The 14,520-nt window shown below is 63.3% G+C and carries 13 protein-coding genes; 6 read left to right on the forward strand and 7 right to left on the reverse strand.

Features of this window, described 5'->3' with window-relative positions:
* From VN004_RS00810 to irrA, 3 genes are all read right to left on the reverse strand, one after another.
* A complete protein-coding gene (locus tag VN004_RS00810; protein WP_325606207.1) occupies window positions 1-453 on the reverse strand; it encodes a cupin domain-containing protein in 453 nt (150 codons plus the stop codon).
* A gap of 198 nt (window positions 454-651) precedes the next feature.
* Entirely contained in the window at window positions 652-1,416 is a 765-nt protein-coding gene (locus VN004_RS00815; protein ID WP_325606208.1) for a sulfate transporter family protein, read from the reverse strand.
* 160 nt (window positions 1,417-1,576) lie between these two features.
* Window positions 1,577-2,032 carry an iron response transcriptional regulator IrrA gene (irrA, locus tag VN004_RS00820; RefSeq protein ID WP_325606219.1) on the reverse strand — a complete coding sequence of 152 codons (456 nt, stop codon included), beginning with the start codon at window positions 2,030-2,032 and terminating at the stop codon, window positions 1,577-1,579.
* A 270-nt stretch (window positions 2,033-2,302) separates the two neighbouring features.
* Between irrA and fabA the strand changes: the two genes are divergently transcribed.
* From fabA to VN004_RS00845, 5 genes are all read left to right on the forward strand, one after another.
* Window positions 2,303-2,830 (forward strand): bifunctional 3-hydroxydecanoyl-ACP dehydratase/trans-2-decenoyl-ACP isomerase, encoded by a 528-nt coding sequence (gene fabA / locus VN004_RS00825; protein ID WP_325606209.1) that lies wholly within the window; start codon window positions 2,303-2,305, stop codon window positions 2,828-2,830.
* Between the two features lie 104 nt (window positions 2,831-2,934).
* Window positions 2,935-4,155, forward strand: coding sequence for a beta-ketoacyl-ACP synthase I (gene fabB, locus VN004_RS00830; RefSeq protein ID WP_325606210.1), 1,221 nt, complete (start codon window positions 2,935-2,937; stop codon window positions 4,153-4,155).
* A gap of 5 nt (window positions 4,156-4,160) precedes the next feature.
* Window positions 4,161-4,505 (forward strand): hypothetical protein, encoded by a 345-nt coding sequence (locus tag VN004_RS00835; RefSeq protein WP_325606211.1) that lies wholly within the window; start codon window positions 4,161-4,163, stop codon window positions 4,503-4,505.
* The gene (fabI, locus tag VN004_RS00840) at window positions 4,502-5,323 is read left to right on the forward strand and encodes an enoyl-ACP reductase FabI (RefSeq protein ID WP_325606212.1); all 822 of its coding nucleotides are present in this window, start codon (window positions 4,502-4,504) and stop codon (window positions 5,321-5,323) included. The genes VN004_RS00835 and fabI overlap by 4 nt, the downstream gene beginning before the upstream one ends.
* A gap of 173 nt (window positions 5,324-5,496) precedes the next feature.
* Window positions 5,497-7,452: an autotransporter outer membrane beta-barrel domain-containing protein gene (locus VN004_RS00845; protein WP_325606213.1), complete on the forward strand. Its 1,956-nt coding sequence runs from the start codon at window positions 5,497-5,499 to the stop codon at window positions 7,450-7,452.
* A 73-nt stretch (window positions 7,453-7,525) separates the two neighbouring features.
* On the opposite strand, the gene katG is transcribed toward VN004_RS00845, so the two are convergent.
* The gene (gene katG / locus VN004_RS00850) at window positions 7,526-9,739 is read right to left on the reverse strand and encodes a catalase/peroxidase HPI (RefSeq protein WP_325606214.1); all 2,214 of its coding nucleotides are present in this window, start codon (window positions 9,737-9,739) and stop codon (window positions 7,526-7,528) included.
* A 149-nt stretch (window positions 9,740-9,888) separates the two neighbouring features.
* On the opposite strand from katG, the gene VN004_RS00855 reads away from it, so the two are divergent.
* Entirely contained in the window at window positions 9,889-10,776 is an 888-nt protein-coding gene (locus tag VN004_RS00855; RefSeq protein WP_325606215.1) for a LysR substrate-binding domain-containing protein, read from the forward strand.
* Window positions 10,777-10,900: 124 nt separating this feature from the next.
* On the opposite strand, the gene pnp is transcribed toward VN004_RS00855, so the two are convergent.
* The 3 genes from pnp to truB all read right to left on the reverse strand — a co-directional run.
* Window positions 10,901-13,084: a polyribonucleotide nucleotidyltransferase gene (gene pnp, locus VN004_RS00860; protein WP_325606216.1), complete on the reverse strand. Its 2,184-nt coding sequence runs from the start codon at window positions 13,082-13,084 to the stop codon at window positions 10,901-10,903.
* 374 nt (window positions 13,085-13,458) lie between these two features.
* Window positions 13,459-13,728 (reverse strand): 30S ribosomal protein S15, encoded by a 270-nt coding sequence (rpsO, locus tag VN004_RS00865; RefSeq protein WP_325606217.1) that lies wholly within the window; start codon window positions 13,726-13,728, stop codon window positions 13,459-13,461.
* Between the two features lie 2 nt (window positions 13,729-13,730).
* A partial coding sequence (truB, locus tag VN004_RS00870) for a tRNA pseudouridine(55) synthase TruB (RefSeq protein ID WP_325606218.1) occupies window positions 13,731-14,520 on the reverse strand: 790 nt, incomplete at its 5' end.

The following is a 14,520-nucleotide window of genomic DNA, read 5'->3' on the forward strand; positions in this document are numbered from 1 at the left end:
TCACTCCGGCGGCGGCGGCAGGAAGATCACTTCGTTGCGCGCGGCAAGGGCCACCACCTCGTCGGGCTTCTGCTCCTTCATGGAGTGGATGCCCCAGAACAGGTCGTAGAGCTTGCGGGTCGGCGTGACCCAGAACACGCATTTCACCGGCTGGTCCGACTTGTTGAAGATACCGTGCGGCACCTGCATCGGCAGGCGGATCGTGTCGCCGGCGGTCGCCGCATAGTCGCGGCCGTCGAGCAGGAAATCGAGCCTGCCTTCCAGCATATAGATGAACTCGTCCTGCGTCGGATGGATATGAGGGGGAACGAACGTGCCGGGCGGGAAGGTGGCGTGCCAGGCGAAGGTCTGCTCGGACAGCACCTTCGGCACATAGGTCTGGCCGAGAATATTCCAGACGATGCCATCGATCCCGGTCGCGGCCTTGGTGATACCTGCCGTCAGCGGTTGCATGTGACGCGAACTCCCTTCGCCTGCGGATTGGCTCGCAGCATTAAACCAGAAAGGGAACGGAATCGAAAAGCGTCCGTGCGGCAAAGAGCCTCCCTTTTGCGAAGAGCGTAAATGTAAACGCCCTATAGAAGGCCGCAGCAGGGCGGCTTTCGCAACGTACACGCGCGCTTAATCTTAACGGCGGTGAGGGTTGCCAGCTTACACCCCTCGAGGGCGGCCTGCATCGGCGCCGTTTCGCGCCAGGTTGATCTGCGACGGCAGACGGCCAGACAGCTTCTTGTGCAGATGGACCATCATCGCCATCCCGAACAGCGGGGTCGCGAGATTCACGATGGGAATGGAGACAAAGGCCGCGATCAGGAGCCCCGCGGTGAACACGATCCCGCGGTTCGCCTTGCGGAAGGCTTTCGCCTCGGCCGTCGGTCGAAAGCGCATCGCGGCAAGGTCGAAATATTCGCGGCTGAGCAGATACGCCGCGGCGATGAAAAGGATGACAAAGCCAAATCCCGCAAACAGGATGAAGGGCAGCGCAATCAGATAGATCAGGACCGCGACCAGCGCCGTCTTCATGCCCTCGAAGATCGAGCGGTCGAGGGGCAGCGCCTGGCCCGGCGGATCGGCGGGATAATAGGTGCGCTCCACGAGATCGGCGATCTCGTCGACAAAGAAGCTGCCGACGAAGGCGGTGACCGCCGGCATCAGGAAAATGCCCCCGACCACGATCCCGAGCGCGCTCGCGATCGAGGCGAACCAGATCACCCACGAGAGCGGCGTGTGAGACTTCGGGCCGAGCGCGCCTTCGGCCCACAGGCCGCCGCTGATCGTCAGCCAGTCGAGGAATTTATAGAGCCCGACGCCAAGCAGGATGATCGCCAGCAGCGCCAGCAGCATCGATTTGATCAGCACCGACCGGAAGGGCGGCGAGAACATCTGGTTCAGGGCCTTGAAGGCGGCGTCGAACATCATCGGCTCCAGCGCGCAGGCGGCATCGCGTTACGCCGCCCTGAGACGGCCGCGGCTACACATAAAGCGGCGCGGCCGCGGCACAAGTGTCCCGCGTGCCCAGAAACGCAAATGGCCGGGACGAGCCCGGCCATTCAAATCCCGATGCAAGAGCGGACGTTCAGCGCCGCCGGTCGGCCTTCTTCAGCCGGACCACCACGTCGATCCGGGCGATCTCGTAGCCCTCCGGCGCGACCGGCATCTTGTCGACGATCACGTCGGTGCCGGGAATGTCGACCAGCTCGTTGTCGCCCTCGACAAAGAAATGGTGATGCTCGGAGGCGTTGGTATCGAAATAGGTCTTCGAGCCGTCGACTGCGACCTGGCGCAGAAGCCCGACTTCGGTGAATTGGTGCAGGGTGTTGTAGACCGTGGCGAGCGAAACCGGCACCTTGGCCTTGCTGGCTTCCTCGTAGAGCATTTCCGCCGTCAGATGCCGGTCACCCTTGCCGAACAGGATCCAGCCCAGCGCCATGCGCTGACGGGTGGGACGAAGGCCAACCTCGCGGAGCATCGATTTCACATCGTGCCAGGGGCATCCGTTGAGATCGGTCCGACGCGGCTCGTGGGCCATCATCGGACGAGCCGACGAATGCGGCGCGGATTCCGGTGGCGTGGAAAAGATGACAGTACGCGGTGGGTTCATGCTCTGTTTGCCCCTTCAGCCTCGGTTCAAGGCCGAGATGGTTGCATATGTAATTATAGCCGGGCCCGGCTGCCACTTGCAACCGTTTCGCATCTAGGCAGATTAGAATAACAAAAATCTCGCAACTTTGCCCTCAGACTTCGCTGTGTTAGGGGAAACGCAGATCTCCCATCCGCGGATACCACGGAGAAGCACCCCGGCATGACCAGCCGCCGCACCAGTTTTGAATACGAGGATCTGTTGGCCTGTGGCCGCGGCGAATTGTTCTCGGAAGGCCCACAATTGCCCTTGCCTCCCATGCTGATGTTCGACCGGATTTCCGAGCTGTCGGAGCAGGGCGGGGAACACGGCAAGGGCCTGGTGCGGGCGGAACTCGATGTGAAGCCGGACCTGTGGTTTTTCGCCTGTCATTTCAAGAATGACCCGGTGATGCCCGGTTGCCTCGGGCTCGATGCCTTGTGGCAGCTCCTCGGCTTTTTCCTCGGCTGGACCGGATCGTCGGGCAATGGCCGGGCGCTCGGCCTCGGCGAATTGAAGTTCTCCGGCCAGGTCCTGCCCAGCGTGAAGAAGATCGTTTATGGCCTCGAGATCAAGCGCGTGATGCGGTCCAAGCTGATCCTCGGCATCGCGGACGGCTGGCTCTCGGCGGACGACAACGTCATCTACCGCGCCAGCGACCTGAAGGTCGGTCTGTTCAAGCAGGACGCACCGCAACCTGCCGGCGCATAGGATCGCCGCGCCTTGCGGAATCCGGCGGAACCGGCCAAGTGTGTCGCGGAAGCCGATGGGCGCGGACGATCCGGCATCGGGGCTTGATTTAGGACGAGGCAGTCATGCGGCGAGTGGTCGTGACCGGGATGGGCATCGTCTCATCCATCGGCAACAACACACAGGAAGTTCTGGCGAGCCTTCACGAGGCCAAATCGGGTATCTCGCGCGCCGAGCAATTTGCCGATCACGGTTTTCGCTGCCAGGTCGCCGGCGTTCCGAATATCGATGTCGAAAGCATGATCGATCGCCGGGCCATGCGCTTTCTCGGTCAGGGCGCTGCCTGGAATCACATCGCGATGGAGCAGGCGATCCGCGACAGCGGCGTCGAGGAGCGCGACATCGTCAACGAGCGCACCGGCATCATCATGGGATCGGGCGGACCGACCACCTCGACGATCGTGGAGGCTGCCGACATTACGCGCGAGAAGGGATCGCCCAAGCGCATCGGTCCATTCGCGGTGCCGAAGGCGATGTCCTCGACCGCATCCGCGACGCTTGCCACCTGGTTCAAGATCAAGGGCGTGAATTACTCAATCTCGTCCGCCTGCGCGACCTCCAACCACTGCATCGGCAACGCCGCCGAGATCATCCAGTGGGGCAAGCAGGACATGATCTTCGCCGGCGGCTGCGAGGACCTGCACTGGACGCTGTCGAACCTGTTCGACGCGATGGGCGCGATGTCCTCGAAATTCAACGACACGCCGGAAACCGCATCGCGCGCCTATGACGTCGATCGCGACGGCTTCGTGATCGCGGGCGGCGCCGGAGTCCTCGTGCTGGAAGAGCTCGAGCACGCCAAGGCACGCGGCGCGAAAATATACGCCGAGGTCGCGGGCTACGGCGCCACCTCCGACGGCCACGACATGGTCGCGCCCTCGGGCGAAGGCGCGGTGCGCTGCATGCGCATGGCGCTTCAGACCGTCAAGGCGCCGGTCGATTACATCAATCCGCATGCTACCGCGACGCCGGTCGGCGACTTGAAAGAGATCGAGGCGATCCGCGAAGTGTTCGGAGACAAGTGCCCGCCGATCGCGGCTACGAAGTCGCTGACCGGGCATTCGCTTGGCGCGGCCGGCGTGCAGGAGGCGATCTACTCGCTGCTGATGATGAATAACGGCTTCATCTGCGAGAGCGCCAACATCAAGAATCTCGATCCGGCCTTCGCCGACATGCCGATCCTGCGCGAGCGCAAGGACAACGCGAAGCTCGGCTGCGTGTTGTCGAACTCCTTCGGATTCGGCGGCACCAACGCGTCGGTCGTGTTCAAGCACGTCGACGCCTGACCGCCGTGCGGCTCGTCGAGCAGGACATCGACTGGCACGACGGCAATCTGGTCGATGTCCATGTGACCGGGTTGCCCGGCGTGAAGCAGACCGTCCGCCTGTTTCTCGATCTTTATCCGGATGAGGAGGGGGTGGATCGCCGGCGGCGCTATCTGTGCATCGGCGAGGGACTTCGGCGGGTTCTTGTTTCGGGGGAGACCGGCCGCATCCGCAAGAGCAGCAAGTCAGGCAATATCGATTTCATGCGCATCGAAATCGGCGACGACACAGAGATCCTGACGGTCAGCCTGTTCGGCGGGGTGGTGGAAGCGGAAGCGCAAAGTTTTCATCTGACAGAAGCTATCAAATGACAAAACTCATGCAGGGCAAGCGCGGGCTCATTATGGGCGTCGCGAACGATCACTCGATCGCCTGGGGTATCGCAAAGACCCTGGCCGATCACGGCGCCGAGCTGTGCTTCACCTATCAAGGCGATGCGTTGCTCAAGCGCGTCAAGCCGCTGGCGGAATCGGTCGGTTCCGATTTCCTGATGCCGTGCGATGTCGAGGACATCGCAACGGTCGACGCGGTGTTCGACGCGATGAAGCAGAAATGGGGAACCATCGACTTCTTCGTTCACGCCGTCGGCTTTTCTGACAAGAACGAGCTGAAAGGTCGCTTCGCCGATTCGACGCGCGAGAACTTCGTGCGTACCATGGTGATTTCCTGCTTCTCCTTCGCGGAAGGCGCCAAGCGCGCGGCCGAGCTGATGCCGAATGGCGGCGCGATGCTGACGCTGACCTATAACGGCGGCGATCGCGCCATGCCGAATTACAACGTGATGGGCCTTGCGAAAGCGGCGCTGGAATCGTCGGTGCGCTATCTCGCGGTCGATTTCGGCAAGCAGAAGATCCGCGTCAACGCGATCTCCGCGGGACCGATCCGCACCCTTGCCGGCGCCGGTATTCACGATGCGCGCTACATGTTCGCCTTCCAGCAGAGACACTCGCCGCTCGGGCGCGGCGTGACGCTGGAGGAGCTCGGTGGCGCCGGGCTTTATCTGTTGTCGGACCTGTCGACCGGGGTGACCGGCGAAATCCACTTCGTGGATTCGGGTTATAACGTGATTGCCATGCCGCTGCCGGACGCGCTGCGCGTCGACTCGCAGGGCGGCAAGAACGGCGACTGAGCCGGAACGCGATTGCGATAATCCCGCGCAAGGTCTGCGCCTTCCTCTGAACGGGGAGGCTTAGCGGCTTTCGCAACGCTAGGGCTGTGGACACTGCCGGCCGGGCGGTCGCAGGGTGTCGACCGAATCAAGACGTTTGGTAGTCTTCGCGCGTTTCGATTGCCGGGATCGTCATGCGACGGCTGCTTGCATCCGTTTTAGTCGCACTGGCCTGCTGCGATGCTGCCCACGCCCAATCCTCGTGGGATTCCGTCATCTCCAATTCGCACTGGTATGTGCCTGTGCCGCAGCTGCTCGCCTACGCGTCGTCATCCAAAAGCTTCAGCAATCCCATTCCGATCGGCGATCAGACGCTCTGGGCGCTCGGCACCTCGACCAATGGCGTGTTCAACGGGCTGAGCACCGGACAACTGGCCATCGGGCCTGTGCTGTCCACATCCAACTCCAAAATTGGCGGCTTCGTCACTCCGGAGGGCTTCGTCCGGATGGTGTTCACGCCGATCGGCGGCGGGCCGACCACGATCGGGCTTGGCCAGATGCGAACCGTCGATGGCGTGACGGCGATGACGATGCAGATGATCACCGGCGACAGCGTGCTGGTGACGCACTGGGCGAACATGCTGCCCTATGATCCCACAGTGTTCACGCCGGCGGCGCCTCAGGTGGTGTTCTCCAATTCGTCCCCGCAATGGACATGGACCGCCGGCACGCCCTGGCGGATCGTGAGCCCCGCTTTGTTCGGCACCAACGCGCCGGGCCGCTTCATTGTGACGGATTATCAGAGCGGCTATTTCTGGGGACGCGGGGTTGGTCCCAAGGGAAGCCCGGTTTCGCAATTCACCTTGCTCGGCTCGGTGACGCCGCAAGGCAAGGTTCTGTTCAACACGCTGTCGCAAGGCACGCTGACCAGCCTCTATGGCGACATGATAGGCGGGCCAACCGACGCGCAGATGATGACCAGCGAATACAACGCGCTCGGCCTGCCGACCGGCGGGTTCGCGTTTATGCAGCTGGTGTCGCCTTATGCCGATACGCTCGCGGCGCTTGGCAATCGCTCCGCCCTGGGCGCGGCCAAGGTGCTTTATCGGGTTTCCGCCTCGCCGCTCGGTCTCGATGGTCCGCTGGCGCCGGCGATCGGCCGGCTCGACTTCATGAGCGGCGGTGAGCTCTCCACGGCGATCAGCCAGACCTTGCCGGTTCTCGCCGGTGCTGCGACGCAGGCGACCTACGACACACAGCGCGCGTTCCAGCAGGTCGTCGAAGACCGGCTGGATACCGCGCTCATCCAGGGCATCGGCCCGGAGCGGAAGGCCTGGCTCAAGCCATTCGGCGGCGTGGTCCGGCAATCCGGTCTGGATGGCGTTGCAGGCTATGACGCGCATGGCGGCGGCATCGCCGCGGGCATCGACACGGTTTTATCGCCGTCGTTGCTCCTTGGCGGCGTGTTCGCCTATGCGCGCAATACGATCACCGGCAACGACGATGCGGTGCCAAACCGGCTCGATGTCGACAGTTATCAGGGCGGCCTTTACGGCGCCTATGGGCTCGGCAACGGCCTCGTTGCGAATTTTCAGTTCGATGGCGGCTTCAACCGCAACAGCGAGTCCCGTGCGATCACCTTCATGGGCACGACGGCGTCCGCCCGTTATGACGGCTCGACGCTGCACGCAGGCCTCAGCGTGAAAAAGGCGATCCCGATGGGATCGCAGTTCACTCTCGTTCCCTCGGTCGGACTGGATGCCGCTCGCCTTCATGCGGAAAGCTACAGCGAGGGCGGAGCCGGTGCACTGAGCCTGAATGTGGTCGATCAGACCTATCGCGAATTGCGGCTCTCGGCCGGTCTTCAGGCGATCTACCGGCTCGCCGATCGTCTCCACCTCACCGCACGGGCGAGTGCCGGCTACAACACGCTTCAGGATCAGGCGGACATTGCCGCGTCGTTTGCCGGCGGCGGCAGCAGCTTCATGACCTATGGACTGGATGTCTCACCTTGGCTCTATTCGTTCGGCCTCGGCCTGATGAGCGCGCAGAGCGACAAGCTGGATCTTGGCATTCACTATGTACTGCAGACGAGCTCGAGTGGATTGTTGAACCAGTTTGCGTCGGCGGTGCTGCGGACGAAATTCTGAAAGGCATGAAAAAAGGGCGGCCTCTCGGCCGCCCTTTCGTTTCGAGGGATCGCCGCGTCGGACGCGGCAATGATTACGCGACCTCGCGCAGTTTCTGGTTGTGCAGGTCGAACCGGTCGGCGTTCATCACCTTGGTCCAGGCCTTCACGAAGTCCTTCACGAACTTCTCCTTCGAGTCCGCGCAGGCATAGACCTCGCCATAGGCGCGGAGCTGCGAGTGCGAACCGAAGATCAGGTCGACCGCGGTGGCCGTCCATTTCGGCGCCTTGGTCTTGCGATCGACACCCTGATAGATGCCTTCCGCATTCGGCGACTGCCATTCGGTATCCATGGTGAGCAGGTTGACGAAGAAGTCGTTCGTCAGCTTGCCGGGCGTCTTGGTGAAGACGCCGTGCTTGGAGTCGCCGGAATTGGCGCCGAGCACGCGCAGGCCACCGAGCAGAACGGTCATCTCCGGACCGGTGAGGGTCAGGAGCTGCGCCTTGTCCACCAAGGCCTCTTCAGGCTTCATGAACTGAATCTTCTTGGTGTTGATGTAGTTGCGGAAGCCATCGGCACGCGGCTCGAGCGGGGCGAAGGATTCCACGTCGGTCTGGTCCTGCGAGGCATCCATGCGGCCTGGCGCGAACGGCACCTTGACGGTGACGCCAGCGTCCTTCGCCGCCTTCTCGACGCCCGCGCTGCCGGCGAGCACGATCAGGTCGGCGAGCGAGACCTTCTTGCCGCCCTTGGCCGAAGCGTTGAACTCCTTCTGGATCGCTTCGAGCTTGTCCAGCACGGTCTTGAGCTTGGCCGGCTCGTTGACTTCCCAGTCCTTCTGCGGAGCGAGACGAATGCGCGCACCGTTCGCACCGCCGCGCTTGTCGGAGCGGCGGAACGTCGACGCGGACGCCCACGCCGTCGAGACGAGCTGCTGCACGGTCAGGCCGGAGGCGAGGATTTTCGCCTTCAGCTCTTCCGCATCCTTGTCGTCGATCAGCGGATGATCGACGTCCGGGATCGGATCCTGCCAGATCAGCACTTCCTTCGGCACTTCAGCGCCGAGATAGCGAACGCGCGGGCCCATGTCGCGGTGCGTGAGCTTGAACCACGCACGCGCGAATGCGTCGGCGAACTGATCCGGATTCTCCATGAAGCGCCGCGAGATCTTCTCGTAGATCGGATCGAAGCGCAGCGCGAGGTCGGTGGTCAGCATGGTCGGCACGCGCTTCTTGTTCGGATCGAACGGATCCGGGATCGTCGCGCCTGCGCCTTTCGCCTGCCACTGCTTCGCACCGGCCGGGCTCTTGGTCAGCTCCCACTCATAGCCGAACAGATTCCAGAAGAAGTTGGTGCTCCACTTGGTCGGGGTCGTGGTCCAGATGACTTCCGGGCCGCCGGTGATGGTGTCGGCGCCCCGGCCGGTGCCATGCTTGCTCTTCCAGCCGAGGCCCTGGTCTTCGAGCGCAGCGCCTTCCGGATCGGCACCGACCAGCGACGGATCGCCGGCGCCGTGGGTCTTGCCGAAGGTGTGGCCGCCGGCGATCAGCGCGACGGTCTCTTCGTCGTTCATCGCCATGCGGCGGAAGGTCTCGCGAATGTCCTTGGCGGCCGCGAGCGGATCGGGATTGCCGTTCGGGCCTTCCGGGTTGACGTAGATGAGGCCCATCTGCACGGCGCCAAGCGGATCGGCCAGCTCACGCTCGCCGCTGTAGCGCTCGTCGCCGAGCCAGGTGCCCTCGGGGCCCCAATACAGCTCTTCCGGCTCCCACACGTCGGCACGGCCGCCGGCGAAGCCGAAGGTCTTGAAGCCCATGGTCTCGAGCGCGACGTTGCCGGCGAGAATCATCAGGTCGGCCCAGGAGATCTTGCGGCCGTATTTCTGCTTGATCGGCCACAGCAGCCGACGCGCCTTGTCGAGGTTGGCGTTATCCGGCCACGAATTCAGCGGCGCGAAGCGCTGCTGACCGGCACCGGCGCCGCCGCGGCCGTCGGTGATGCGATAGGTGCCCGCCGAGTGCCAGGCCATGCGGATCATCAGGCCGCCGTAATGGCCGAAGTCGGCCGGCCACCAGTCCTGCGAATCGGTCATCAGCGCGGCGAGATCCTTCTTCACCGCGGCGAGGTCGAGGGTCTTGAATTCCTCGGCATAGTCGAAGTCCTTGCCCATCGGATCCGACAGGGTGGAATTCGTGTGCAGGACGCTGATGTCCAGCATCTCCGGCCACCAGTCGCGGTTTCTGTGACCGCGGGTGCCGCCGGTAAACGGGCATTTACCCGTGCCTTTGTCATCCGTCTTTGCGTCCATATGGTCTCACTCCCATTCGTGAATGCTTTGTCCCTTGCGGGACAAAAAGAAACTGTCGGCCCTGTGGGCGGCGGGCCGGAACATGCTCTCTAGCTTGGACAAGGTCCAATCGGATTGCTTAGGATCAACGATAAGATTATCTTATCGGAATGATCACCCTTCGACAGCTTCGTTATCTCGACGCGCTGGCGCGGCACCGGCATTTCGGCCGCGCGGCGGCCGCCTGCGCCGTCAGCCAGCCAGCATTGTCCATGCAAATCAAAGACTTGGAGGGCGATCTCGGCGTCGCCCTGGTGGAGCGCCGGACCAACGACGTGGTGATGACCGAAACCGGGCTCGAGATCGCGCGCCGGGCCGAACGGATCCTCAGCGAAGTCTCGGACCTCGAGGATTTCGCGCGGCATCGTGGCGCAGTGCTTTCCGGCACGTTGAAATTTGGCGTGATCCCTTCGGTCGCGCCCTATGTGCTGCCGCATCTTCTTCCGGTGCTGCAGGAGAAGCATCCGGACCTCGAACTGGAACTGCGCGAGACCCAAACCCGCTTTCTGATCGAGGAACTGATTCGCGGTGCGCTCGACGTGGTGATGATCGCGCTGCCCGCGCCTTATGCAGAGATCGACACGATGGCGCTGTTCGACGATGCGTTCCTGCTTGCGGCGCCGGCGGGCGACGATCTTCCGAACCGCACGCGGATCAGTGCCGATGATATCGATCCCAGCCGCCTCATCCTGCTCGAGGAAGGTCATTGCCTGCGCGACCAGGCGCTCGCCTTTTGCAGCGATGCCGCCGGCGGCACCCTGCGCGAGCTTGGCGCGACCAGCCTCACCACGGTGATGCAGATGGTTGCGAATGGCTACGGCGTGACGCTTATCCCGGAGATCGCGGTGCCGGTCGAAACGCGCGACGAGCGCGTCAGGCTTCTGCGATTCGCAAAGCCCGAGCCGTTTCGCACGGTGGGGCTCGCGTGGCGCAAGACATCGTCCCGCGTCCGCGATTTCAAGGCGCTGGGCAAGATCGTGACGGACGTGGTGAACTGAAGCGGATCGTTGCGCAGGTCTTGAGTTGCGCAGCTCCTGAAATGAAAAAAGCGGCCTTGCGGCCGCTTTTTGCTTGCTGTCATGGCAGGGTCACGCGCCTTGCGGCGCGCCCCGGTGATGACGATTACTCCGCACCGCCCGCAGCTGCGGCTTCCGGCGCGTTCTGCTGATCGGCCTTTTCCTTTTCGGCCTTCTGCTTGGCCTCGAGGTCTTCGCCGGTCTCCTGATCGACCGCCTTCATCGACAGCCGCACCTTGCCGCGATCGTCGAGGCCGAGCAGCTTCACCTTCACCTTGTCGCCTTCCTTGACGACATCGGAGGTCTTCTGCACGCGGCCCTGCGCCAGCTGGCTGATATGGACGAGGCCGTCCTTGGCGCCGAAGAAATTCACGAAGGCGCCGAAGTCCATCACCTTCACGACCGTGCCGTCATAGATCTGGCCGACCTCCGGATCGGAAGCGATCGACTTGATCCACTTGATCGCGGCGCGGATCTGCTCGCCATTGGCGGAGGCGACCTTCACGGTGCCGTCGTCCTCGACGTTGATCTTGGCGCCGGTCTTTTCCACGATTTCGCGGATCACCTTGCCACCCGTGCCGATGACTTCGCGGATCTTGTCGACCGGGATCTTCAGCGTCTCGATACGCGGAGCGTGCTCGCCGAGTTCGGCGCGTGCCGCGGTCAGGGCCTTGGCCATCTCGCCGAGGATGTGGATGCGGCCTTCCTTCGCCTGACCGAGCGCGATCTTCATGATCTGCTCGGTGATGCCGGCGATCTTGATATCCATCTGCAGCGAGGTGATGCCCTGCTCGGTGCCGGCCACCTTGAAGTCCATGTCGCCGAGATGATCCTCGTCACCGAGTATGTCCGAGAGAACAGCGAACTTCTCGCCTTCGAGGATCAGGCCCATGGCGATGCCCGCGGTGGGCCGCTTCAGCGGCACGCCGGCATCCATCAGCGCGAGTGAGGTGCCGCACACCGTCGCCATCGACGACGAACCGTTCGACTCGGTGATCTCCGACACCACGCGGATGGTGTAGGGGAAGTCGTGATGCAGCGGCAGAACGGGGTGGATCGCGCGCCATGCCAGCTTGCCGTGGCCGATCTCGCGGCGCTTGGTGCCGCCGAGACGGCCGGTCTCGCCGACCGAGAAGGGCGGGAAGTTATAGTGCAGCAGGAAATGCTCCTTGTAGGTGCCCTGCAGCGCATCGATCCATTGCTCGTCCTCACCGGTGCCGAGCGTCGTCACCACCAGCGCCTGGGTCTCGCCGCGGGTGAACAGCGCCGAACCGTGGGTGCGGGGCAGAACGCCGACTTCGCAGACGATCGGACGCACCGTCTTGAGGTCGCGGCCATCGATGCGCTTCGAGGTGTCGAGGATGTTCCAGCGAACGATCTTGGCCTCGAGCTCCTTGAACACGCCGGCGACGCGCAGCTTGTCGTATTTCGGCTCCGCGCCTTCCGGGAAGTAATGCGCAACCATCTTCTCCTTGACGGCGGCGACGGCGGCGTAGCGATCCTGCTTCTTCGAGATCGAATAGGCGGCGCGCAGGTCCTTCTCGAACAGGTCGAGCATTTCCTTTTCGAGCTCGGAATTGTCGACGACGTTGAGCTCGCGCGGCTCCTTCGCGGCCTTCTCGGCAAGCTGGATGATCGCCTGGATCACCGGCTGGAAATGCCGATGACCGAACATCACGGCCCCGAGCATCACCTCTTCGGTCAGTTCCTTGGCTTCGGACTCGACCATGAGCACCGCGTCCGACGTGCCGGCGACGACGAGGTCGAGCGCGCTTTCCGGCATCTCGTCGAGCACCGGGTTGAGCACATATTCGCCGTTGATAAAGCCGACGCGGGCCGCGCCGATCGGGCCCATGAAGGGCACGCCCGACAGCGTCAGCGCTGCCGAGGCCGCGACCATCGCAAGGACGTCCGGATCGTTTTCCATGTCATGCGAGAGCGTGGTGACGATCACCTGCGTCTCGTTGCGCCAGCCATCGGCAAAGAGCGGGCGGATCGGACGGTCGATCAAGCGCGAGACCAGCGTCTCCTTTTCGGTCGGACGGCCTTCGCGCTTGAAATAGCCGCCGGGAATGCGTCCGGCCGCATAGAATTTTTCCTGGTAATCGACCGTCAGCGGCAGGAAATCGACGCCCTCGCGCGGCGACTTGGCGGCGACCACGGTCGCCAGCACGGTGCTTTCGCCATAGGTCGCGACAACGGCTCCGTCGGCCTGGCGCGCGATCTTGCCGGTCTCGAGGGTCAGCTTGCGGCCGCCCCAATCGAGTTCAACAGTGTGCTTTTCAAACATTTTCGCTTTTCTCTCATCTTTGCGGACTGAGGGAAAAGCCATGTGCAAGACGGCGAGACGCTACGCGATGCCGCGACTTGCGCATCGTTGGGTAGCGGCCGGCGATCCTGCCATGGCTCATCCCTCCGGGATACGAACGGCGGCAATCCGTATTGCCCCGCCCGGGTCCGGCAGGTCACGCTGCCGGTCGCAATCAGCGGACGCCACCATGCGTCCGCTTCCGGGCACGAACAGTTCCGAAATAACCGTCTTCGGACGTGCCCCAACGTGAAGCGCGATGCGCGCATCGCGCTTCGTCAGCCGAGCATGATGCTTTTTCGAAAAGCCGCGCGCTTTGCGCATCATGCTCGTGCCGCGATGAACGCGGCAGACGATCAGCGGCGGATGTTGAGCCGCTCGATCAGGTCCTTGTAGCGGGCTTCGTCCTTGCGCTTGATGTAGTCAAGGAGCTGGCGGCGCTGCGACACGAGCTTGAGCAGCCCGCGCCGTGAATGGTTGTCCTTGGTATGGGTCTTGAAGTGGCCGGTCAGGTTGTTGATCCGCTCGGAGAGGATCGCGACCTGGACTTCGGGCGAACCGGTATCGCCCTTCGTACGTGCATACGTCTTGATGACTTCGGCCTTGCGGCCGGCTTCGATCGACATCGTCAATGCCCTTCTTTTTTGCCGGCTCTGCCAGTCAGGCCAGCGAGGTTGAACACGCGCCTGGGGACGATCTGGCCCTGACCGGTCTCGGCAAGGGCGATCAGTTCGCCGGCGACCGTGACGTAGACCAGGCCGTCGAGAATGGGAGCGTCCCGTCCGCGCATGATGACGGCCTGGCCTCTCTGGAGCCGGGCCGCATCGGACCTGTTGACGGCCAGTGCCGGGATGTCGTCCAGCGCGGTCTCAACAGGCCATAGAGCGTCGGCGAGGCTGGCCTCACCGGCGGCGGCTCTATCGCACAAAGCCTCAAGCTGTTCCAGCGGAATCATTTCGGGCTCGGCGAAGGGGCCGACGCTGGTACGGCGGAGTTCCGAAACATGGCCCCGGCAGCCGAGAAGGCGGCCGAAATCCCGCGCCAGCGCCCGCACATAGGTTCCCTTGCCGCAGTCGGTCTCGAACACCGCATGATCGGCGTCCGGGACCTCGACGAGTTCCAGGCTGTCGATCTCAATCTCGCGGCTCTGCATCTCGACGACCTCGCCGTCGCGGGCGAGGTCATAGGCGCGCTCGCCGTCGATCTTGATGGCCGAAAAGCGGGGCGGCACCTGCTGGATGACGCCGCGGAACTGCGGCAGGATGGCCTCGATCTGCTCGACCGTGGGGCGGGCATCGCTGGTCTCGACCACACGGCCCTCGGTGTCGTCGGTGTCGCGTTCCTCGCCCCAGCGCACCGTGAACCGGTAGGTCTTGGTCGAATCCATGATGAAGGGCACGGTCTTGGTCGCTTCGCCC

The sequence above is a fragment of the Pseudorhodoplanes sp. genome (assembly GCF_035565855.1).
Classification (GTDB): domain Bacteria; phylum Pseudomonadota; class Alphaproteobacteria; order Rhizobiales; family Xanthobacteraceae; genus Pseudorhodoplanes.

Coding starts and splice junctions, on each gene's coding strand:
- irrA (WP_325606219.1), bottom strand. CDS start 2,032: ATGATGGCCCACGAGCCGCGTCGGACCGATCTCAACGGATGCCCCTGG.
- pnp (WP_325606216.1), bottom strand. CDS start 13,084: ATGTTTGAAAAGCACACTGTTGAACTCGATTGGGGCGGCCGCAAGCTG.
- fabI (WP_325606212.1), top strand. CDS start 4,502: ATGACAAAACTCATGCAGGGCAAGCGCGGGCTCATTATGGGCGTCGCG.
- VN004_RS00810 (WP_325606207.1), bottom strand. CDS start 453: ATGCAACCGCTGACGGCAGGTATCACCAAGGCCGCGACCGGGATCGAT.
- VN004_RS00855 (WP_325606215.1), top strand. CDS start 9,889: ATGATCACCCTTCGACAGCTTCGTTATCTCGACGCGCTGGCGCGGCAC.
- katG (WP_325606214.1), bottom strand. CDS start 9,739: ATGGACGCAAAGACGGATGACAAAGGCACGGGTAAATGCCCGTTTACC.
- VN004_RS00845 (WP_325606213.1), top strand. CDS start 5,497: ATGCGACGGCTGCTTGCATCCGTTTTAGTCGCACTGGCCTGCTGCGAT.
- fabB (WP_325606210.1), top strand. CDS start 2,935: ATGCGGCGAGTGGTCGTGACCGGGATGGGCATCGTCTCATCCATCGGC.
- rpsO (WP_325606217.1), bottom strand. CDS start 13,728: ATGTCGATCGAAGCCGGCCGCAAGGCCGAAGTCATCAAGACGTATGCA.
- VN004_RS00815 (WP_325606208.1), bottom strand. CDS start 1,416: ATGTTCGACGCCGCCTTCAAGGCCCTGAACCAGATGTTCTCGCCGCCC.
- fabA (WP_325606209.1), top strand. CDS start 2,303: ATGACCAGCCGCCGCACCAGTTTTGAATACGAGGATCTGTTGGCCTGT.